Raw genomic sequence first — 21,616 nt, forward strand, 5'->3', positions numbered from 1 at the left:
CATGTCGCGGGATTGCCTTACTGGGCCGCGCCGTGTCACGTTGGCGACTATGCCCACAATCCTACCTTTGTTGCTCGCGCTGCTGGCCGCTCCCCAGGCGCCGGCGCCCAAACCGACGGCCGCGCAGATCGCAGATGCCGCGCCGGCGTCTGCTTGGGCCACGATCGCGCCCGATGATCTGCTGGTGCTTGACTTCGTTGATGGGCAACGCGGGGTGATCTGGCTGGCCGCCGACTTTGCGCCTGCGCACGTCGCCAACATCCGTACGATCGCGCGGAGCGGATGGTGGCGTGATGCGACGATCTACCGCGTACAGGACGATTATGTCACGCAGTGGGGCGACGCGACCAGCAAGAAACCTCCTGCCGCCGGCATCACGCTCCATCCGCCCGCCGAGTACGAGTGGCCGGCGACCGCGCACCGGATCGTCGCCAATCCGTACCGGGACGCCTACGCACGCGTGACCGGGTTTACCGCCGATGGCTGGGCGGTCGCGGGCGACGGGCGCGAGCAGTGGCTGCCGCATTGTTACGGCATGGTCGGCGTCGCGCGTGATCTGGCGCCCGATGTTGGCACCGGTGGCGATCTCTACACCGTGATCGGCCATGCACCGCGGCATCTGGATCGCAACATTGCGCTCGTTGGTCGTGTGATCGAGGGGATGCCGGCCTTCTCGGCGCGACCGCGCGGCACGGGCGGTGGGCTTGGCCTGTATGAGGATGCGCGCCAGTACATCCCGATCCGCCGTGTCGCGATCGCAAGCGATCTGCCCGTCGGTGATCGGCCATCATATCAGTATCTCAAGCCAACCGCGCCGGAGTTCGGCAGGACGCTGGAGGCGCGCGCCAATCGTGGGCTGCCGTTCTTCACCGTGGCCGCCGGCGCAGCGGATCTCTGCAATCTGCCGGTGCCGGTGCGCAAGACGCCGGCACAGTGAACGCCCGCGCGCACGGAGCGCGGCCACGTCGCGCGAGGAAGGTGACGGCGCGTGCCGCGTCACCCGCCGCAACGCTGGCGCCCGCGCACGCAAGGCGCTAATCCGCCGCCCATGAACGCACCCCATCGTCTGCGGCTCGACAGCGCCGCGCTCGTCGCCAACTGGCGTGCCCTTGCGGCTCTCAGCGGAACCGCGTGCGGCGCCGCGATCAAGGCGAACGGCTACGGGCTCGGCGCAACCGAGGTCGCGCGGCGACTGGCAGAGGCGGGCTGCCGCGACTTCTTCGTCGCGACCTGGGCGGAGGCGGAGGCACTCGCGCCGCTGGGTCTGCCGGTGGCGGTGCTGCACGGCGTCCGCGCGGAGGATATGGCGCGCGCCCGTGGCGGCTTTGCATGGCCGGTGCTCAATACCGACCAGCAGGTCGCGCGTTGGCGCGGGTCCGGCGGCGGGCGCTGCGACGTGATGGTCGATACCGGCATGAACCGGCTCGGCATTACGCCCGCAGCCATTTCCGACGGGACGCTCGACGGGTTGGAGGTGGGCACGTTGATGAGCCACCTTGCCAGCGCAGACGAGGATTCACCGCTCAACGCGCGCCAGCTCGCCGCCTTCGCCGCGCTCGCCGGCACCCATCCGGCGGAGCGGATGAGCCTCGCCAATTCCGCCGCGATCGGCATCGGACGCGCATATGCCTTCGACCTGACCCGCCCCGGCCTCGCGCTCTATGGCGGCGTACCGCGCGCGGAACTCTCCGACGTGCTGCGCCAGGTCGTCACGCCCGAGGCGCAGATCCTCCAGCGCCGCCGCCTTCAGCCTGGCGACGTGATCGGCTACAACGCGTTATTTACCGCCGAGCGTCCCACGGAGGTCGCGATCCTCAACCTCGGCTACGCCGATGGCTATTGGCGTGGCTTTTCGCAGCGCGGGAGCGCTTATGCCGGAGACGCGTGGTTGCCGGTACTCGGCCGTGTGTCGATGGACCTTACCGCGATCTGCGTCGATGCCGCGCCGGATCTGGCGGAGGGCGACTGGGTCGCGATCGACTATGCGCTGCCGCAGGCGTCGGCGCTGTCGGGCATGTCGCAATACGAACTGCTGACCGGCATGGGTGCCCGCTACGACCGGGTGTGGACGGCGTGACCTACCACCGCGTCGGCACGTCCGGGTAAAGATCGAGCACCGGCCCGAGCGCATCCCGAAGCGGGTCTAGATGGGCGCTATAATGCTGCCACCGCTCGACGCCGGCGCGGTAGATCGGCTGGCGAACCTGTTCCGCGCTTGGTGTGTAAACCGGGCGTGTGTTTTCGTGAAATGCCAGGCACGCCGGATCGAACGGCAGGCCCAGAGAGTCGAGCAGGCGCCGTACTTCCGGCTCGAACCGGTCGACCAGCGTTTCGTAAAAGGCGCGGTGGATTCGCCCGGGGGTCACCGCGTCGAAATGGGCCATGTGACGAACGTAGTCGCTGTAGAACCGGCCGATGTCGGCAAGATCGTAGGAGAAATCGATCCCCCAATTGAAATGCTGCGCGAAGTTGGCGAACCCGCAGCCAAGCGGGTGGCGGCGAATGTCGACGATCTTCGCGTTGGGCAGGATCAACTGGATCAGCCCGGTGAAGCGCCAGTTGCTCGGCATCTTGTCGGTGAAGTACGGGCGATCGGTGGTGCGGTGCTTGCGCGTGTTCTCGATATACTGCCGGCCAAGTGCGTGCAGCGTCGCGGGCGGTAGCTTGGCGATCTCCTCCAGCCACGCTGACGGCGCGACATTCCTGGTCAGGCTGCGCGCGATCGCCTCGATCTCGTATAATTCCTCGGTCCCCTCGACGAGCGAATGGCTGGCGAGGATCTGCTCGATCAGCGTCGATCCCGAACGCGGCAGGCTGACGATGAAGATCGGGTCGGGGTCCGGCGCACCGGCGCCGTTCCGTGCCGCGATCAGCGGTTGCGTAAACACACGCTCGACCGTGCTGACCTCGGCCGATACGATCTCGGCGTCGTACGGGGTACGCGCGCGGCGCAGCGCGTTGCCGGTGCGATACTGCCCGAACGCGGCGTTATAGTCGCGCTGATCGTCATACGCTTTGCCGAGCGCGAAATGGAGGTGGAGCCGCTGTTCGTCGGTGGCGCCGGGGCGGGTGAGCGCGTCCTCCATTGCGACGATGTCGGCCGCATCGAAGCGCACCGTCTTGAGGTTGGCGAGGCCGAACCACGCGAGGCCATTCGCCTTGTCGAACGCGATCGCCTTGCGGTACGCGGCGATACTCTCCGCCGTGCGGTTAAGCGTCTTGAGAAGATAGGCGTAGTTGATCCACGCCACCGGGTCACGCGGGTGCGCGGCGACAAGCTTGCGGAACAGCCGGTCTGCTTCGTCGAGACGGCGGCCGTGGCTGAGCAGGCCGGCCTTGACCGACAGCGCCTTGGCGTGGGTCGCCGCCCGCGCAAGCACGTGGTCGACAGCGGCGAACGCATCGGCCTCGCGGTTGGAGCGGCTGAACAGCAGCGCCAGCGCCAGCCGCGCCTCGTGATAGCCGGGCGCCAGCAGCAGCGCGCGCTTGTAAAAGGTTTCGCCCTCAGGGATCGCACCGCACCGCACCGCGATGTCGGCGAGCAACTTGGCCGCATAAGCGTCTTCCGGGTCGGCGCGCAGGTGCTGGCGTACCAACACTTCCGCCTGTTCGAGCTGCCCGGCGGCGAGCGCATCGTGCACCGCAAGCATCGCCGGAGTGGCGCTCGACGCCTGCACCGCAGCCTCATCTGCCTCGTCCGCCTCCCGCGTGCGGTTCGCCTTGCGCAGCACGAACGCGAGCAACCGCACCGCCGCCGGCACATTGGGCCACGCCTTGACGAGCGCGCGGGCGCTACGCAACGCGGCGATCGAATTTTGCTCGCACGTGCGCAAGGTTGCCTGCGCGGCGCGACGGAACTCGAGGGGTGGAACGATGTGCGTGTCCGCCACGCGGGAAAACTCCTGTTGCCGTGTCATCCTAGCAGGTCGCGCCGAAATGAAAAACGGGCAGGGCATAGGCCCCGCCCGTCTTCAGAGACACTATCGATACATGGCTCGGATCAGAACTTCCGAACGATCTCCATGAACAGCGACCGACCGATAAAATCATAGCCGCTGTAGTTGAAGTAGTTCGCCTGACGATAAATGTTGTCGGTCGAGCTGATCGTTTCCGGCTTGCGATCGGTGAAGTTCTTCATGCCGAAGGTGAACTGGCCGAGCTTCTGGATATCGACCTGCACCGAGATATCGTGCGTGAAGTACTTCGTAGTGGCAAGCTTGGAGATTGCCTGCACCCCGTTAACGATCGCCGGCGTGACGATGTCGTTCTTCATCGGCCCGACGTACTTGACGCCGTAGAACACCGTCACGTTGTTCTTCTGGACCTGCAAGCGGGCGTTGCCGACCCACTTCGGGCCACCCACGAAACCGGCGAGGCCGAGCGTGCCGACATAATCCTCCGCCGGCTCCTCCGCATAGGGCTGATACTTCTGGTGGATGATGCGCGTCGCGGTGACGTTCAGCACGTTGTTGAAGCCGCCGGCGTCGAACTGATAGCGCAGGTTCATATCGACTTCGGAAATCTTTTGCTGCGCGATGTTCAGGTAGATGTTCTGCAGCGTCGTCAGATTGCCCTGTTTGGTTTCACGCGGGCCGACCAGGGCGCAATAGGGGTTGCCGTTACGGAAATCGGCGGAGTCGAAGCAGCGTGTGAAGATCGTGTCGCCAAGCTGATCGATTTCGCCGTTGACGGTGGTGTTGAGATAGTCGGCGGTGAACTGGAGCCGGCCATACGGGACCTTGGGATCGAGCACGAAGCCTGCGCCCCACGAAGTTGATTTCTCCGCCTTCAGGTTCTTGCCGCCGCCGCCGGTGAACACCTCGGGCGAACTGCTCGGGATGTACGCCAGTGCTTTGGTCGCGCCGATCGCGCCCGTCAGATCGGACAGGCAGTTCTTGTAGCGGTTGCTGTCGGTCGCATAGATCGTGGTGAAATCCCGGCACGGATCGTTCGAGGTCGAGAAGCCCGACTGGTTGGCGACGAACTGCTCATACAGGTTCGGCGCGCGGAACGACGTGCCGTAATTGCCGCGGATGGTCAGGAACTTGGTCGGCGCCCAGTTGCCGCTGGCATGGTACGTCGTGCTGTTTCCGTAATTCTGGCTATGCGTATAACGTGCCGAACCGCTGACATCGAGCCGGTGCGCGAACGGCAGGTCCTTCAGTAGCGGCAGCTTAACCTCGCCGAACGCCTCGTACACGTCCGAAGTGCCCTTGGTGCGGCCCGACGACGAATAGTTATAGAGGTTGCCGCTCTGCGAGGCTTCCGATGGAACATCGTCGATCGAGTCGGAACGCCATTCGCCACCCACCGCGAAGCCAACCGGACCGCCCGGCAGGTTGAACAGCGAGCCATCAAAGACGATCTGCGCGATCTGTTCGGTGAAGGTCGTGCGATTGACCTGATCGCTATAGAGATAGTTGAGGAGGCCGGACGGCAGATTGCCGGCCAGCGCAGACGGGTTGAGGAAGTCCGCCGCGACGCAGGTGCCGCCATTATACGCGCCGTTGGTCAGGTTGCTGGCGCACGTGTAATTGCCGCCCGCGCCAGCCTGACCGGCAAGCGCGGTGGTGACATATTGCGCAGGCGTGCCGTTCGGCGCGAGCACCGGCAGCAGCGACGCCGTGATGCGGCGCGTGTCGATGTTCTGCGTGATGCTCGTGCCTTCGGTACGGCTGTACTGATAGTTTGCGTCGTACCGGATATCGCCGATGCCGACGTTGCCGCGCAGGCCGATGTTGCCGCGGTAGTAATTGACCGTCTGGCGCGCCCGCACGGTACGTGGCACGATGAACACGCGCGCCGCGCTGTTACCGGCCGCCGCCAGTGAGTTGGGGAAGAACGGGCTGGAGCTCGGATAATTCGGGTAAGCGCCGCCGTAGATTTCGAAGCCGAGCTGGTTCGGATCGATGCTGATCTGGGTGGTGCCGACCTGGCTCGATTCGCGGCGGGTGAACAGACCTTCGCCGTAGATTTCCGCGTCTCCGAGGATGCCGAGTTCGTACGACCCGTTCAGATAGCCCGTGTAGGTACGGATCGGCGAGTAGAACTCCTCATCGAGTTGGCGTTCGCTGGCGGATGCGCGTGCATTGGTGTTGTTGACGTTGGCGATCGTGTTGATGTTGCCGTTGACATACCCGTAGCGGTTGGGTGTGACTACGAGATTGCCGTTCGCGTCCTGAGAGTAGGCGAAGCCGAGAATATAATTTTGCGCGGTGCCGATGGCGCCGTTGGCGAACGGGAAGCAGCGCAGGCCCACGCCGTTGGGGTTGAGCTGGCCGATCGGCTGGCCCGTGGTCGGGCTGGTAAGCAGGTCGGTCGGGCAGCTCATGTCCTTGCGATTGCCGAGCGCGATGCCGGTCTGATCGCGATACTCGAACGATGCGAGGATGTGCCCGCGATCGAACGTTTTGCCTGCCGTCACCGACAGGCGATAGTTGCTGCCAGCACCGCTGCTGTCGAGGGGCACGTTACCGTATGCGTCCAGCGTGACGCCGTTGATCTTGCTGTCGGTGATGAGGTTGATGACGCCGCCGACCGCGTCCGACCCGTAGACCGATGACGCGCCGTTCTTCAGCACTTCGACATGGTCGAGCACCGCGTTCGGCAGTACGTTGAGATCAGCCGCGACAAGCTGCGGGCCGACGCCGGCCGGTGACAGGCGACGCCCGTTGAGCAGCACCAGCGTGCGCTGGGCACCCAGGCCGAGCAGGCCGACGGTGTTTGCGCCGGCGCCACCTTGAGAAACGTAGCCGAGGAAGGTGTTGTTGATCTGCGCGGTGCCCGAGGTAACGCCCGAATCCTGCAGCACTTCGGCGATGTTGCGCGAGCCCGCCAGGCTGGTCTCGGCCTTGGTGATGAACGTGACGGGCGAGTCTGTCGTGAACGGGCCACGTATGCGCGAGCCGGTGACGACGACGTCGTCCCCTGCGGCCGCTTCCGGCGCGGGCGTGGCGCTGGCGGGCAGCGGCGTCGTCGGGCAGGGCGCGTCGGTGGTCGCTGCCGAACCGTCCGCGCAACGCTGATCGGGCGTGCCGCCGGCGTTCTGCGCGTGCGCGGCGATCGGCATGCCCGCGCCGATCAGCGCAAGCGCCGAGACGGCGACAGACAAATGGATTTTGGCAAGCCTGGACGGCTGTTGCATGATGAACCCCCTGATAAGCGCAGCCAAGATGACGAATTGGCTACCTTTTTGTGATGGTTATTGGTCGCCTGTTCAGACGATTGTCACAAGATGCTTACGAGGCGGCGGGAAGCTTTTGCTGGCTTGTGTTGCAAAAGAAACACAAGCCTGTGTTACTATGGTAACACGCAGGTTGGCCAAGGGTGTATGTTGCGGGGCGTGGCTAAGTCGCACGGAACGCAAGGTTTCCAAACCGTGACGTCGTTCGTACTAGGATCTCAGGCGTAGGTTCCACCCGAGGCCGTCGTCGCCGGCATTCACGAGAAGTTCAGGCTCTGCGCGCTCCCGCTGCGGGAGCGGTTGATAGCAGCAAGCCGCTGCAGTGTAGCGGGCGACACGAAGCCGCCCGCCGTACCGGTTCAGCGTTCGACGCAGATCGCGATACCCATGCCCCCACCGATGCAGAGCGTGGCAAGGCCCTTCTTCGCGTCGCGCTTCTGCATTTCATACAGCAGCGTCGTCAGCACGCGCGCGCCGCTCGCGCCGATCGGGTGACCGATCGCGATCGCGCCGCCGTTGACGTTGACCTTGTCCGCATCCCAGCCGAGTTCCTTGCCGACCGACAGCGCCTGCGCGGCGAACGCCTCGTTCGCCTCGATCAGGTCGAGATCGGCGAGCGTCCAACCGGCCTTTTCCAGCGCGCGGCGCGTGGCAGGGACCGGTCCGATGCCCATGACCGAAGGGTCCACGCCGGCCGACGCCCAGCTGGCGACACGGGCGAGGATCGGACTGCCGCGCTTCTCCGCTTCCTCACGGCTCATCAGCACGAGCGCGGCCGCGCCGTCATTGAGGCCGGAAGCGTTGGCGGCGGTGACGGTCCCGTCCTTCTTGAAGGCCGGGCGCAGACCCGCGACGGAATCGATGGTCGCGCCGGCGCGGATGTACTCGTCATCCGCAACCACCGTGTCACCCTTGCGGCCCTTGATCGTGACGGGGGCGATCTCGTCCTTGAAGCGGCCGCTTGATCGTGCTGCCTCGGCGAGGTTCTGCGAGCGCACCGCGAACGTGTCCTGCTCCGCGCGCGTGACCTGATATTGCTCGGCAAGGTTCTCCGCGGTGATGCCCATGTGATACTGGTTGAAGGCGTCGGTCAGGCCGTCCTTCACCATCGTGTCGACGAGCGCTAGGTCGCCCATCTTCTGACCCGCGCGCAGCGTCTGCGCGTGCGCGGACATCGACATGCTCTCCTGACCACCGGCGACGACGATGGTGGCGTCGCCGGTCGCGATCGCCTGCGCCGCGAGCGCCACCGCGCGCAGGCCCGAGCCGCACACCTGATTGACGCCCCAAGCCGGTACTTCCTTCGGCACGCCCGCCGCCATTGACGCCTGCCGAGCGGGATTCTGGCCCTGAGCTGCGGTCAGCACCTGGCCGAGGATCACCTCCGACACCTCCTCGCCGGCCACCCCCGCCTGTTCGAGTGCGGCGACGATCGCCTGCCGACCGAGCTCGTGTGCAGGCACGGCGGCAAACGCGCCAAGGAAGCTGCCGACGGGCGTACGCTTGGCGGCGGTGATGACGATATCGGTCATTGGGCTCTCCGGTCGATGAAACACGCTTGTTGGGTCATTTAGGGCGGGGCAGGGTGCTTAGCCAGTCTGCAAGCGGCTCCCACAGTTCGGCGTGACGGCGACTGCCGACGATCATACCGACATGACCCGCCGCAACGTCGTGGCGGTCGGCCAGATCGGCGGCGCTGGCGGCGGGGACGATGCGGTCGTGCCGAGACACGAAATCGATCGCGGGGCAGGTCAGCCGCGCCGGATCGGCGGTCACACCCGCGATCTGCCATGCTCCGCTGCCCGGCAGGTCGGCGGCGATGAACTCTTCCATCAGCTGGCGCCCGGCCCCGTAGGGAAGCGGAGCGCCGCCGTTTGCCCAGTCCTCCAGCGCAATGAAGGCCATTTGTTTGGCGCTCCTCGGCTCGATCCGGGCGAACGCCTCGTATTTCGCCACCGTTTTACCCGGATCGAGCCGCCAGAAGCCGCTCTGCAAGACCTCAATCGGGACCAGCCCCATCGCTTCGCAGGCGGGCTTGGCCGCGTTCCACAAGGCTGCGATCTCGCCACGCGCCCGGCCGAAACCGGCGAAATGCCACGGCGTCGCAATCAGCGCCAAGCCCGCCACCGGCACCGCGCAAGCGGCTGCAAGCGCGAGCGTGCCGCCGAGGCAATAGCCAGCCAGCACCGGCGGCTCGCCAAAATGTTCGGTGATCCTGGCGATGAGCGGTAGCAGCAACATCTCGACATGCCGCGTCAGGTCCATGCTGCGCTCATGCTGCGCCGGGGTGCCCCAGTCGACCAGCAACGGCCGCACACCCCGCGCCGCCAGCCACCCGAGCAGCGACGCCTCCGCCGACAGATCCAGGATATGCGCCGGGTTGATGAGCGACGGCACGAAGATCACCGGCCGGCCGCTTGCGCCTTTCGCTCCGTAGTCCCGGACCCGCACGCGCCCTTTTCGAAACCGGGCGGGCTTTGGCCGACGCACGCGGCCGCGCGGCGCATCTTGAAACGCGCGTAGTCCCGCAAGTGCTGCGGCGCGACGATCTGGTGATTCCGCAGTCTCGCTTTGCAGCATTTCCAGGAACAGCGGCAGCGGGCGCGGACCGTGTTGCGATGCGGCATCGAAAGATGTTAGACGCAGATCAACCACTTCGGGGCTCGGAGCCTTTCGCCATGAAAAAACACACTGCGGGCGACGGCCCGGCGATTATCAAGAAGTACGCTAACCGCCGGCTTTATAATACCGAAACTTCGTCTTACATCACGCTCGAACACCTTGCCGCGATGACGCGCGAGGGCCGTGACTTCAAGGTCGTCGATGCCAAGAGTGATGAGGACATCACGCATAATATCCTCACGCAGATCATTATGGAGGAGGAGGCGCGGGGCGAGACGATGCTTCCCGTCAACTTCCTGCGCCAGTTGATCTCGATGTACGGCGATTCGATGCAGGCGATGGTGCCGGGGTATCTGGAGGCGTCGATGGACAGCTTTCGGCGCAACCAGCTGCAGTTCAAGTCGGCGGTGGAGGGCGCTTTCGCCAACTCGCCATTCGCCGAACTCGCCAAGCAGAACATGGCCATGTTCGAGGCGGCAACCTCGGCGTTCAAGCCGGGTGCGGTTGCGCCGGGCACGGCTGCGACGCCGGCCAAATCGGACACGCCGACGGCGATGAGCAAGGACGACGAGATCGCCGCGTTGAAGGCAGAGCTCGGCAAATTGGTCGAAAAGATCGACAAGCTCGGCGACTAGGCCGCTCGTAGGGTTACCTCAGTAGAAGTGGTTCAGCGTGATCGACCGCGTTACACCGGCGCAGTTGGTCAGGTGCACCGTGCGGCCGGGCGTGCCGACGGGCCATCGTGCGCGGTCGCTGCTCGCATAGGAGGGGGTGATCGCCACGCCGTCGACTGCACAGATCGCGTCGCCAGCGGCCCAACCGGCACGCGCGGCAGGGCTGCCGCGCATGACGTGCAACACGTCGAGCCGGCCCGGACGAGTAGCCAGTAACAGCCCACTCGTCGATCGCAGCGGTATGCGGTCAGCGTCGTGTCCGGCAGCGAGGACCATGCGCTCGGCGGTTGGATCGAGCAGCACGTGATAATGCTGTAACAGCCCGGACCCGATCCGGCCCGCCATCCCGGTGGCATCGGTAAAGCCGTTTGGAGGCTCGATACGCAGCTCGATGTTCCGAATAGCGAGCGTCCCGCTGTGTATCTCCGGCAGGATCGCAAGCTCGGCCACCATCGGCCCGCCAAGCGCATGGTCGAGCGTGGTCGTCACAGCGGCGGGGAGCGGCGGCAACGCATCCACAGCGCGGTGTGACAGGCTAAGCGATGTCCCATCGCCTGTGTCTATGGCGATGCGTCCGACCGGCACGCCCGCGATCGTAATGTCAGTTGTGTAGAACGGCCATGTCGTGCCGAGACGCAGTGGGGCAATGGAGCCGCGAAACGGTAGCTGGCCGGAGTGTAGTAGGCGAAAGCGGTGTGCCTCGTAATCGATGTCGAGTGCATACGGGGCAGTCATGTCGGTCCCGACAAGCAGGTCCACCGACACGCCGCCGGTCGCCGTGGTAGGAAGATCTATAACGGCCAAACGGCTGCCGCTTCGTCTGAATGCGCCAAAGGTCAGCGTGTACGGCTGTGTCCAGGCGCTTGCGATCGGTCCGCTGATGGTCAATGCGCTCGGGCCCACGCGCCGTTGCAGCTTGGCCGCATCCGCGAAGCGGCGCGACAGGGTCGTGGTCGTCACACCGGTATCGAGAATGGCGACCGCAGGTCGGCCATTGACCTGTGCCGTGAAGCGGATCTGGTTGGCGGCGGTAAGCGTGAACGACACCCATTGCACCTCGGCGTCGGCTGCCAAGGTAATCGACGGCGCTGCTGCCAGAGACAGAAATCCTGCGATCAGCATCATGCCGCCACCGTAACAAGTTTCTGGGGCGGCGAACAGTTTTGGTGCGCAAACGTGCCCGCTTTTTTGCAGTGCGAGACGTTGGCGGGGAGGGGTACGTGCGTGGATTTGTCATCGAACTGTAAGATTTACCACCATTTTCTTCGCTTCGTCGCAGGGACGTTTTTTAGTCTTGAAGGCCCCATACCCCCTGCCTATATTGCGGTTGCGTGGCCTTGTGTCCCCCCTTTCGCGAGGCCACCGCGATACGCTTTCAGCGTATCTCCTCCCTGAACCTTGGCCACCGCGTGCATCGCACGCGGTGGTTTTTTTATCGCCTGATGATGGCGGTGCCCTTAGGGGCTACTCCGCTGCAACCGCGCTCTGGCGCGGTGATGCCTCGTCGGCGAGGGCTGCTATGATCCGTCTTAGCAGCGCAACCGTGGCGTCGAGGCCGCCGCCGGGCTGGTCCAGCGCATCGTCGAGATACAGCGCGCGGTCGAATTCAAGCTGGATCGCAAAGATGCCACGCGCCGGATCGGCCTGCCTCTCGATGATGTAGCCGCCGGGATATGGCGTGTTGAGCGTAACGGAAACGCCCGCTGCTGCCGCTTCTGTCTCGATCCGCGCGGTCATCCGCGCCGGCGCGGTACGTCCGAACCGGTCGCCGATCACCATTTGTGCACCAGCGACGCCGAGCGACGGCATCGAATGCACATCGAGCAGGACCGCGACGCCGAAGCGCGCCTGCGCTGCTGCCAACATCCCGGCAAGCGTGGCGTGATACGGCCGGTGATCGTGTGCGATGCGCGCGTCCACCTCCTCCCCGGTAAGCTTGCGACGCCAAATCTCCCCGATCGCGCCGGTGCGACGCGGGATCAGGCCAAGGCCACCGCGTAGCTTGGCTGATGGCGCAGGCGCGGTCTTCGCCGAGACGCCCGCGTCGATCGCCGGGTCGCGTTCCTGCTCGCTGCGGTTGAGGTCGATCCAGGCACGCGCGCGGCGCTGCACGATGGTCGCTTCGTGCCTCCGTGCGGCCAGCGCCAGCGTGTCGACGTGACGATCCTCCAGCGCGGTGAGCAGGTGAAGGGGCACCCGAAGCGCGGTTTGCATCGCCGCCGGATAATCCCGCCCGGCGTGTGGTACGGATAGCACCACCGGGCTTGCCGGCGCGGTCGCGTCGAACACATCGAAGGGGAGCTGCTGCGATGCCATCCGCCCACGCGTAGAGCGCGCCTCGGGTCGCCGCAATCGGCGCATTGCGGCTGGAAAATATTAAGGGCTTTGCGCATAGATGCGGCTCGACGGTTTGGGCGAGACGTAATGATCAGGATCTTGTTGGCGGAGGACGACCGCGTCATGCGTGAATATCTCACGCGGGCGCTGGAGCGGTCGGGATATGCGGTCAGCGCGGTGGATCGTGGCACGGCGGCGATCCCGCTGATCGAGACCGAGCATTTCGACCTGCTGCTGACGGATATCGTCATGCCCGAAATGGACGGGATCGAACTGGCGCAGCGCGCCGGCGAGATTGCACCCGATCTGCGCGTGATGTTCATCACCGGCTTTGCCGCGGTCACGCTGAAGGCGGGCAAGACCATGCCGCAGGCTCGGGTGCTCTCCAAACCTTTCCATCTGCGCGACCTCGTGCTCGAGGTCGACCGCATGTTCGAGATGGAACGCGCAAGCGGCGGATAATTTATCAAAGTGGCGCTTGCGCAGGGGACGAACCCTCGCTATTGGCCGCCGCTCGCAAGGCTTAACCGCCAAGCGCCGTGGGCGTGTAGCTCAGTGGTAGAGCACTGTGTTGACATCGCAGGGGTCGCAAGTTCAATCCTTGCCACGCCCACCATGAAAAGCCCCGCTAGGCCAATGGCCGAGCGGGGCTTTTTTGCTTTTGAGCGTTAGAAAAGAGTCCCTGCGTGGTAAGGCGCGGTGCTTAGACAGGCCAGAGGATTGGCTAACCACCACCGCTTCGTCAGCCCCTGCGGGCTGAGCGTCAGTCATAGAAATCGTAGCAGCGGTGTCAGGCAAGCGGCGTCAGACCCGCGGCTGCGGGCGCTCAACGCCCTCCAAATCTCGTCACGCTTCGTATTGATTTGGCAGGGGGACTTCGTTTGAACGGATGTAACGAAGCGTTAGCACCATGATGTTTATCAGACTTCCAAGCTCATCGACTGCCGTGTTCGGGGGCATGTAACGGAAGGGATGAACCTTGCTGTCATCGACGACGCAGCGCCGGGTTGTTGTTGTCGACGATTCCCGCACCGTCCAGGCAATGCTTGACCACGCGTTCAGCACGCGACCGGACTTCCAGGTCGTCGGCTTCGCGAGCGATGCACCGTCGGCGGTTGAAATGATCCGCCGTCTCAAGCCTGATATCGTCACGATCGACCTGTGTATGGCATCTCGAGAGGGTGCCGCGCTGCTCGAGATGCTGAGCGACCTTCCTGCTCTGTGCAAGATCGTCGTTTCGGACAGTTCGGTGTCCAACATCCGCCTCACGTCCACGCTGATGGCGTCCGGCGCGGCGGCATGCATCGCAAAGCAGGAGCTTGTCACCGATCCGGCGAGCTTCTTCAAAAAGATCAAGGCTGCCGCACACCAGATCGCAAGTCTGAAAGCGCAGCATTCAGGTCCGAACCATTTGCCGCGCGAGTCGCTGAGCGCCGCTGCAAACATTGCAGTTGAGGAGCCGATTGCCGCTTTTCCGATTCCTGCGGATGAGGCGGCGCGAGTGGATTTTGTGATCGGACACGGCCTGGCCGATGCCCGGCACGAACGGCGCTTTGATCTCGTTACGAAGCATGTTGCGACCGTCACGCGTTTTCCGGCATGTCTCCTCACCGTCATTGATCGTGATACCCAGTGGATCAAATCCGCATACGGCCTCGAGATTCAGAGCACACCGCGCAATCAAGCGTTTTGCAACTTCACTATATCGGAGCGAGAAGTCTTCGTTGTGCCCGATGCGATGTCGGACAAGCGTTTTTGTTCGAACGACTGGGTTACAGGTGCTCCCAACATCAGGAGCTACGTGGGGTACCCCGTTTTCAACGCAATGGGCGTGGCAATAGCGTCGCTATGCGTGATCGATATTCGCGCGCGAACCGTTTCCAGCCGGGTTATCGATCAACTCGCAGGCCTTTCGGCCATCGTGGCCGAAATGATTGATCAGCAGACGGCGAGAGCTGCTTAGCGCAGTTGGGGATGGCACGAAAACGACGCCAGACCGCTTGGCGCATTCGCTGACATGCAAGGCGCGGTGCGCACTGCTTGGTCGATCGCGAACGTATTGGCCCGCAGCTGCACGCTTCAAAGGGTACTGTACCGTTAACCACGTCGTTTCAGCCGTATTTATGAGCTGCGCGGATACACGCCATAGGATCATCTGAGGTAGAGCGTGTGTATCAGTTTACGGTAACGTCTGGCGATCATTGCGGCGGCAAAGGGTTCCTCACGCGCCTAGCCCGCGATCGACGCGGCAACACGCTGGCGATGATGGCGGCGTTCCTCGTCCCGTTGTTAGGGCTGGCTGGGTCCGCTGTCGATGTAGCGCGGCTCTATGTGGCCAAAACGCGTCTTCAGCAGGCGTGCGATGCGGGCGTGCTTGCCGGTCGTAAGTTCATGACCACCACCGCCAGCACGCTTGATCCCACCGCAGTCACCCAGGCGCAGAACTTTTTCGGCAACAATTACAAGACCGGCTGGTTGGGCACCACCGGCACGGTGTTCACACCCGTCAAAACCGCCGATGGCCAGGTTGCCGGGACGGCAGCGGTAACGGTGCCGATGACCGTGATGAAGATCTTCGCCGTGCCCGCCAGCACGATCAACGTGACGTGCCAGGCGCGTTACGATGTGGCCGACACCGATGTGATGTTCGTGCTCGACACGACCGGATCGATGGCATGCCTGCCAGGTGGCGCGGATACATGCGGCACCGGCACCTATTCCTATACACGCCCATCTGCCAGCGGCGGCGTGCCGGGTTACGCGGGCAGCACCGGCTATGCGGTGCGCGAACTGACCTCGGGCGGCAATAACGTCTCGCGCATCGAGGCGCTGCGCAAGGCGGTGCTGAGCTTCTACGATGAATTCGCTGCCAATGCCGATCCGGCGACCAACGTTCGCTATGGCTTCGTCACGTACAGTTCTGCGGTTAATGTTGGTCAGGCAATCCTCGACATGTCACCCAACTACATGGTCGGTTCGAGCGGGTCGGCGGACCAGCCGTGGTACCAGTCGCGGCACGTGGTCGCCGACTATACGATCTCCACATCAGACTCCCGCAACAACAAAGCACAGGCGGATTGTACCGCTGCTGCTGTCCGCTCGCCATCGACACCGCTCACCTACAATCCGTCAACCAGCACAGCGACTAGCAGCTACGATGTATGGCGCACGCAGGGCAACTCGAACTCGAACAGCTATTTCTGCTACACCCGCACCGACACGCTTGGGCCGAGGTGGGAATATACGAAGCTCCAGTGGGACGTTAGTCCGCTGTTGAACGGTGCCGCGTCGATAACCGATCCAACGGCGGTCGACGGGTCGAAGACGCAGTGGCTCGGCTGCGTGGAAACGCCGGTTGATAACCCCGGCCAGACCAGCTTCAGCACCGCCAATCTGCCGTCCGAGCTCGACCCGGATGCGAAGCCAAGCGGCAGTACGCGCTGGTGGCCGCATATGCAGGATATCGAATACTGGCGGACCAAAACACTTGATTACACCAATGGTGACGACAACAACAATCGCCCAAGCCTCGGCTCGTCGTCACTGCAACAGAGCGGTTACGCACCTTGCGGCAAGCCGGTGAAGCGGCTCGGCGTCATGGCGCGGGCGGATGTTTACAACTATCTGTACGCGACTGATTTCGTGCCGCAGGGCGGTACGTATCACGATACCGGCATGATCTGGGGCAGTCGCCTGATCTCCCCCTCCGGCGCCTGGGCGGCGGACACGGCGGCATGGCCGTCGCGTAACCCGCCAAACCGGGTGATCGTGTTCCTGACCGACGGCGTGATGTCGCCGAACAGCAACTCCTATTCGATGTATGGTTATGAGGATTACGACAAGCGCGTAGCGAACGGCAACACCAGCAATCTGACGAGTTACCACAACTACCGGTTCCTTGCGGCCTGCGCGGCGGCGAAGGCGCGAAACGTAGACATCTGGACAGTGGCGATCGCGAGCAGCACGTCGACGCCGCTGCAAACCTGCGCGACGACGACGAACCAGGCGCTTTTCACGACCAGCGGCACCGGGCTGAGCGCTGCGTTCACCTCGATCGCCCAGCATCTCGCCATGCTGCGGATCACCCAATGATCCGGCGGCCTCATCAGCGGCTTGCCGATGATCGGCGCGGCTCGACCGCACTCGAATTCGGGCTGATCGCGCCGGTCATGCTGTTGATGATGATGGGGCTGGGCGACCTGCTGTACCAGGCGTATTCTCAGGCGGTCCTCAACGGCGCGATACAGAAGGCGGCGCGGGATTCGTCGGTCGAAGGCGGCGCCAGCAATACCGACGCGATCGATGCCAAGGTCGTCAAACTGATGGTTCCGCTCATCAAGAACCTCGCCAATAACTGCGCGCCAACCGGAACGACGGCGAGCTGGTGTTCGACGCGCAAGACGTACGACAGCTTCAGCGAGGTCGCGCCCGAGCCGTTCACGGACACGAACGGTAACGGCGTGCGCGACCCGGGCGAGTGTTACACGGATGAGAACGGCAACGGATCGTGGGATGCCGATCCCGGGCTGAACGGGCAGGGCGGTGCCAGCGCGGTGACGCTCTACACGATGAGCATTACCTATCCGCGCGTGTTTCCCGTGGCAGGCCTGCTCAAGCTGCCGACCATGCAGACGATTACGGCCAGCACCCTGATCAAGAACCAGCCCTATGCCGCACAGACGGTCAGCGCCAACGTGACGATTTGCACATGATGCCGCGCCGCTTGCACAGCTTCGCAAACAGGCTCCGCCGCGACCGGGCGGGGCTCGCGATGATCGAGTTCGCCCTCTCCGCTCCGGTCGTGCTGGCGATCGGCTGCTATGGTACCGAAATGGCGAACCTCGCGATGGTCAACATGCGGGTCAGTCAGATCGCTTTGAACCTGGCCGACAACGCGTCGCGCGTGGGGGCGTATAGCAACCTGACGACGCAGCAACTGCGCGAGGTCGACATCAACGACATTCTTCAAGCGGCGCGCTATCAGGGGCAAGGTATCAACCTGACCGCGAACGGGCGCATCACCATTTCCAGCCTGGAGAATGTCGCGCAAAATTACGATACCGCCAACAATGGCGCCCCCGTGCAGCGCATCCACTGGCAGCGCTGCATCGGCGCGCAGAGTGGCAAAGACTTCGACAGCCAGTTCAAGGCGAACGTACCGGCCAACGCCGGATCGGTCGCGGCGACGAGCCCCAGCGATCCCAACCGGGGCTATGATCTGCCCGGCGGCATCAGCGACAACGGTACCACCCCAATACAAGCGCCGGGCGGTGCGGGCGTGATTTACGTCGAGATCAATTATCGAACCAAGCCGCTGTTTGGTTCGTGGCTCTCGCAACCGCAGTTGATCCACTATATCGCGTCATTCGTGGTGCGTGACCGGCGCGATTACGCGCAGCTCTACAACCCTGCGCCCGCGGCGAGCTTGTCGACCTGCAACCTATACGCGGTCTGATCTCCGCGCGGCCTCGACCGAGTCCTATCCGTTGAAAGCCATACTGGCGTTTTTGCGAGGATAGCGTCGTTGACATCGCAGGGGCCGCAAGGTCGAGCCTCGCGATCCCCGCCATGAGAAGGCTGCCGACGCAGACCGGATCGACAGCCCCTTTTTCATGTGCTCGCCCGGCGCCGCACCGAGACGGCGAGCAGGATCGCCGACAGCAGGAAGTAGAACGCGCCGAACGCGGCATAGGGCGCGATGCCGGTGATGTTGAGGGGCGCGGTACCGAACGCGCGCTGGACGAAGAACGTCCCCGCCAGCGCCGACTGCGCGCCGCTGAGGATCATCGCCCACTGCGCGCCCGCGACGCGCCACCGGCGCACGGCGGTGGCGAGTTGCAGGGTACCGGCGATCCCGGCCCACACCCCGAACACGACAAACACCCCGCTCATCGTCTGAGCCTGGTCACGGCCGAGCGCCACGGCGACGGCGATTGCGGTAAGGATGCTCACCACCACGTTGAACGCCTGCGACGGGTTGCGGGCCAACCCGCCGCTATGCCGCGCATCGGTGAAGTTCGCCGCCGCGTCCCACGCCGGATAAGCGACGAGCAGCATAGCCGCCAAAGCCGGCATGTCCTTGCCGAAGAGGAAGGCCATCGCCACCCAGACGGCGGCGACCGCCGCGCGGAGAAAGTAATAGCGTGTCAGCCATGCGCCGGATGCGGCGGGATGCGGTTGCCGGGTCATCGCCATGTCTCCTCAGGCGAGCGCGAGGTCGACGGCGGCGCCATCGCGGGCGAGCGCCGAATACGGGCAGACCACATCCGCAGCTTCGATCAGCGATTGCGCGGTGGCGGTGTCGATCCCGTCGAAGGCGACGCGAAGCGTAATGGCTAGTCCGAAGCCGGCCCCATCGTCACGGCTGCCGATGCCGACCTGCGCGGTCACGCGTGGTTCGCCGATCGCGACCTTGCGCTGCCCGGCGACGAACTTCAACGCGCCGAGGAAGCATGCGGCATAGCCCGATGCGAACAACTGCTCCGGGTTGGTGCCCGCACCGCCACCGCCGCCGAGTTCCTTGGGCGTGTCCAGCGTCAACGAAACGCGACCGTCATTCGATGCGACCGAACCCGTGCGCCCCCCGGTTGCAGTGGCTTCGGCTTTATAAAGGATTTTCATTGTGTGATCCCTTGATGAAATATCGCAACAAACATTATCGCGATATAAATAGGCATCTAGGAAAGCGTTTGGTCCTTGTCCAGCGATAATTTATCGCGATATGGACTTGCATGGATACGAACCCGCAACCACGCCGCGCCGCGCCGTCGCTCGACCAACTGCTGTGCTTCTCGCTGTACGGGGCGAACATGGCGATTAACCGCGTCTACAAGCCGCTGCTGGATGGCCTCGGGCTGACCTACCCACAATATCTCGTGCTGAACGTGCTGTGGGAGCACGGGACGGAGACGGTCGGCGGTATTGCTGAGCGGCTGGCGCTGGAATCGAGCACGATCACGCCGCTGGTGAAGCGACTCGAACAGGCCGGGCTAGTCGAGCGCCGCCGCAACCCGGCCGACGAGCGTCAGGTCGTCGTTTCTCCGACCGATGCGGGCCGCGCGATGCAGGAGCGGACGCACTGCCTCGGCGCCGAACTGTTCGCCGCCGCCGGCCAACCGGTCGAGAAGCTGATCGCGCTGACCCGCGAGGTGCAGGCGCTGCGCGATTCATTGACGGCGTTCGAGGTGGCGCGGGGTTGAACGGCGGCGAAGGCGGGTTGCGGCGGCACGGGCGCGGTGGGATAGACGCCGGCAACGATCGGTCGTGACGGCCGACACCGCCCAAGGAGAGTATCATGCGTATCATCGACCATCTGATCGCCGGCGGCTTTGCCGGCGCAGAGCCCGGGCGCACCGGCGACGTTTTCGATCCCAACACGGGCCAGGTGCAGGCGACGCTGCGGCTCGGCGACAAGGCGGCGCTCGATGCGGCGGTGGCTGCGGCGAAGGCGGCGCAACCCGGCTGGGCGGCGATCAATCCGCAACGCCGTGCGCGCGTGCTGTTCCGCTTCAAGGAACTGCTCGAACAGAACATGCAGGCACTCGCCGAGCTGCTCAGCGCCGAGCATGGCAAGGTGATCGACGACTCCAAGGGCGATCTGCTGCGCGGTCTGGAAGTGGTCGAATTCTGCTGCGCGATCCCGCACATGTTAAAGGGTGAATATTCGCAGGGCGCGGGGCCGGGGATCGACGTCTATTCGATGCGTACACCCCTTGGTATCGGCGCGGGCATCACTCCGTTCAACTTCCCGGCGATGATCCCGATGTGGATGTTCGCCCCCGCCATCGCCACCGGGAACGCCTTTATCCTGAAACCCTCCGAGCGCGATCCGTCGGTGCCGAACCGGCTGTGCGAACTGATGCTGGAGGCGGGCCTGCCCGAGGGCATCCTCCAGGTCGTCCACGGCGACAAGGAGATGGTCGACGCGATCCTCGACCATCCCGACATTTCGGCGGTCAGCTTCGTCGGATCGTCCGATATCGCGCACTACGTCTACAAACGCGGCGTCGCGGCGGGCAAGCGCGTGCAGGCGATGGGCGGCGCCAAGAACCACGGCATTATCATGCCCGACGCCGATCTCGACGCGGCGGTGAGCGATCTGGTCGGCGCGGCCTATGGCTCGGCGGGGGAGCGTTGCATGGCGTTGCCGGTGGTGGTGCCGGTCGGCGAGGAAACCGCCGAGCGCCTGCGCGAGAAACTGGTCGCGGCGATCGGCACGCTTCGCGTCGGCGTCTCGACCGATCGCGATGCGCAATACGGCCCGGTAGTGACGGCGGCGCACAAGGCTAAGGTCGAGCAATGGATCCAGACCGGCGTCGATGAGGGCGCGGAACTGGTCGTCGACGGGCGCGGCTTCAGCCTGCAGGGGCATGAGGAAGGCTTCTTCATCGGCCCGAGCCTGTTCGATCACGTCACGCCGGACATGCGGGCGTATCAAGAGGAGATCTTCGGCCCCGTCCTCCAGATCGTGCGCGCGCGCGATTTCGAGGAGGCGCTCGCGCTGCCGAGCCAGCATCAGTACGGCAATGGCGTCGCGCTCTATACGCGCAACGGCCACGCCGCGCGCGAGTTCACGCAGCGGGTGCAGGTCGGCATGGTCGGCATCAACGTGCCGATCCCGGTGCCGGTCGCGTATCACAGCTTCGGCGGGTGGAAGCGGTCGTCGTTCGGCGACCACAACCAGTACGGCATGGAGGGCATCCGCTTCTGGACCAAGACCAAACTCGTCACGCAGCGCTGGCCCGATGGCGGCGCGAGCGGCGACAGCGCGTTCATCATCCCGACGATGGGTTGAGGGCGG

The 21,616-nt window shown here is 64.4% G+C and carries 18 protein-coding genes and 1 tRNA gene; 11 read left to right on the forward strand and 8 right to left on the reverse strand.

Annotation, left to right across the window (positions count from 1 at the left end; translation table 11 throughout):
* Window positions 1–49 precede the first annotated feature (49 nt).
* The gene (locus tag L8F97_RS12220; protein WP_242150225.1) at window positions 50–937 is read left to right on the forward strand and encodes a peptidylprolyl isomerase; all 888 of its coding nucleotides are present in this window, start codon (window positions 50–52) and stop codon (window positions 935–937) included.
* A 111-nt stretch (window positions 938–1,048) separates the two neighbouring features.
* Window positions 1,049–2,077 carry an alanine racemase gene (locus L8F97_RS12225; protein WP_242150227.1) on the forward strand — a complete coding sequence of 343 codons (1,029 nt, stop codon included), beginning with the start codon at window positions 1,049–1,051 and terminating at the stop codon, window positions 2,075–2,077.
* A 1-nt stretch (window position 2,078) separates the two neighbouring features.
* Here the strand turns inward: L8F97_RS12225 and L8F97_RS12230 are convergent, their stop codons facing one another.
* The 4 genes from L8F97_RS12230 to L8F97_RS12245 all read right to left on the reverse strand — a co-directional run bounded on the left by L8F97_RS12230 (window position 2,079) and on the right by L8F97_RS12245 (window position 9,763).
* Window positions 2,079–3,890: a tetratricopeptide repeat-containing sulfotransferase family protein gene (locus L8F97_RS12230; RefSeq protein WP_242150230.1), complete on the reverse strand. Its 1,812-nt coding sequence runs from the start codon at window positions 3,888–3,890 to the stop codon at window positions 2,079–2,081.
* A 110-nt stretch (window positions 3,891–4,000) separates the two neighbouring features.
* Window positions 4,001–7,144 (reverse strand): TonB-dependent receptor domain-containing protein, encoded by a 3,144-nt coding sequence (locus L8F97_RS12235; RefSeq protein WP_242150234.1) that lies wholly within the window; start codon window positions 7,142–7,144, stop codon window positions 4,001–4,003.
* Between the two features lie 398 nt (window positions 7,145–7,542).
* Complete coding sequence (locus tag L8F97_RS12240; protein ID WP_242150237.1) at window positions 7,543–8,715, reverse strand: acetyl-CoA C-acetyltransferase; 1,173 nt, start codon at window positions 8,713–8,715, stop codon at window positions 7,543–7,545.
* A 34-nt stretch (window positions 8,716–8,749) separates the two neighbouring features.
* A complete protein-coding gene (locus L8F97_RS12245) occupies window positions 8,750–9,763 on the reverse strand; it encodes an alpha/beta fold hydrolase (RefSeq protein WP_242151172.1) in 1,014 nt (337 codons plus the stop codon).
* 98 nt (window positions 9,764–9,861) lie between these two features.
* On the opposite strand from L8F97_RS12245, the gene phaR reads away from it, so the two are divergent.
* Complete coding sequence (gene phaR / locus L8F97_RS12250) at window positions 9,862–10,440, forward strand: polyhydroxyalkanoate synthesis repressor PhaR (protein WP_242150240.1); 579 nt, start codon at window positions 9,862–9,864, stop codon at window positions 10,438–10,440.
* Between the two features lie 18 nt (window positions 10,441–10,458).
* Here the strand turns inward: phaR and L8F97_RS12255 are convergent, their stop codons facing one another.
* Together L8F97_RS12255 and L8F97_RS12260 are read right to left on the reverse strand one after the other, a co-directional pair.
* The gene (locus L8F97_RS12255; protein WP_242150243.1) at window positions 10,459–11,604 is read right to left on the reverse strand and encodes an aspartyl protease family protein; all 1,146 of its coding nucleotides are present in this window, start codon (window positions 11,602–11,604) and stop codon (window positions 10,459–10,461) included.
* Between the two features lie 339 nt (window positions 11,605–11,943).
* The gene (locus tag L8F97_RS12260; protein WP_242150247.1) at window positions 11,944–12,795 is read right to left on the reverse strand and encodes an N-formylglutamate amidohydrolase; all 852 of its coding nucleotides are present in this window, start codon (window positions 12,793–12,795) and stop codon (window positions 11,944–11,946) included.
* Window positions 12,796–12,903: 108 nt separating this feature from the next.
* On the opposite strand from L8F97_RS12260, the gene cpdR reads away from it, so the two are divergent.
* The 6 genes from cpdR (at window position 12,904) to L8F97_RS12290 (ending at window position 18,271) form a co-directional block, all read left to right on the forward strand.
* Window positions 12,904–13,278: a cell cycle two-component system response regulator CpdR gene (gene cpdR, locus L8F97_RS12265; RefSeq protein ID WP_242150250.1), complete on the forward strand. Its 375-nt coding sequence runs from the start codon at window positions 12,904–12,906 to the stop codon at window positions 13,276–13,278.
* Between the two features lie 79 nt (window positions 13,279–13,357).
* A tRNA-Val gene (locus tag L8F97_RS12270) sits at window positions 13,358–13,432 on the forward strand.
* A 363-nt stretch (window positions 13,433–13,795) separates the two neighbouring features.
* Window positions 13,796–14,779 carry a response regulator gene (locus L8F97_RS12275; protein WP_242150253.1) on the forward strand — a complete coding sequence of 328 codons (984 nt, stop codon included), beginning with the start codon at window positions 13,796–13,798 and terminating at the stop codon, window positions 14,777–14,779.
* Between the two features lie 206 nt (window positions 14,780–14,985).
* Window positions 14,986–16,908, forward strand: coding sequence for a TadE/TadG family type IV pilus assembly protein (locus L8F97_RS12280; protein WP_242150257.1), 1,923 nt, complete (start codon window positions 14,986–14,988; stop codon window positions 16,906–16,908).
* Complete coding sequence (locus tag L8F97_RS12285; protein ID WP_242150260.1) at window positions 16,905–17,528, forward strand: TadE/TadG family type IV pilus assembly protein; 624 nt, start codon at window positions 16,905–16,907, stop codon at window positions 17,526–17,528. Before L8F97_RS12280 ends, L8F97_RS12285 begins: the two co-directional genes overlap by 4 nt.
* Complete coding sequence (locus L8F97_RS12290; protein ID WP_242150262.1) at window positions 17,525–18,271, forward strand: TadE/TadG family type IV pilus assembly protein; 747 nt, start codon at window positions 17,525–17,527, stop codon at window positions 18,269–18,271. Before L8F97_RS12285 ends, L8F97_RS12290 begins: the two co-directional genes overlap by 4 nt.
* Before the next feature lie 155 nt (window positions 18,272–18,426).
* Here L8F97_RS12290 and L8F97_RS12295 read toward each other — a convergent pair whose 3' ends face one another.
* Together L8F97_RS12295 and L8F97_RS12300 are read right to left on the reverse strand one after the other, a co-directional pair.
* Window positions 18,427–19,005: a DUF308 domain-containing protein gene (locus L8F97_RS12295; protein ID WP_242150265.1), complete on the reverse strand. Its 579-nt coding sequence runs from the start codon at window positions 19,003–19,005 to the stop codon at window positions 18,427–18,429.
* A gap of 12 nt (window positions 19,006–19,017) precedes the next feature.
* Window positions 19,018–19,437, reverse strand: a complete 420-nt coding sequence (locus L8F97_RS12300) for an Ohr family peroxiredoxin (RefSeq protein ID WP_242150268.1) — start codon at window positions 19,435–19,437, stop codon at window positions 19,018–19,020.
* Window positions 19,438–19,547: 110 nt separating this feature from the next.
* Between L8F97_RS12300 and L8F97_RS12305 the strand changes: the two genes are divergently transcribed.
* On the forward strand, window positions 19,548–20,015 hold the full coding sequence (locus L8F97_RS12305; RefSeq protein ID WP_242150271.1) for a MarR family winged helix-turn-helix transcriptional regulator: 468 nt from the start codon (window positions 19,548–19,550) through the stop codon (window positions 20,013–20,015).
* Between the two features lie 95 nt (window positions 20,016–20,110).
* The gene (locus L8F97_RS12310; protein ID WP_242150273.1) at window positions 20,111–21,610 is read left to right on the forward strand and encodes a CoA-acylating methylmalonate-semialdehyde dehydrogenase; all 1,500 of its coding nucleotides are present in this window, start codon (window positions 20,111–20,113) and stop codon (window positions 21,608–21,610) included.
* Window positions 21,611–21,616 lie beyond the last annotated feature (6 nt).

It is taken from the genome of Sphingomonas sp. BAUL-RG-20F-R05-02, assembly GCF_022662305.1.
Taxonomy (GTDB): domain Bacteria; phylum Pseudomonadota; class Alphaproteobacteria; order Sphingomonadales; family Sphingomonadaceae; genus Sphingomonas.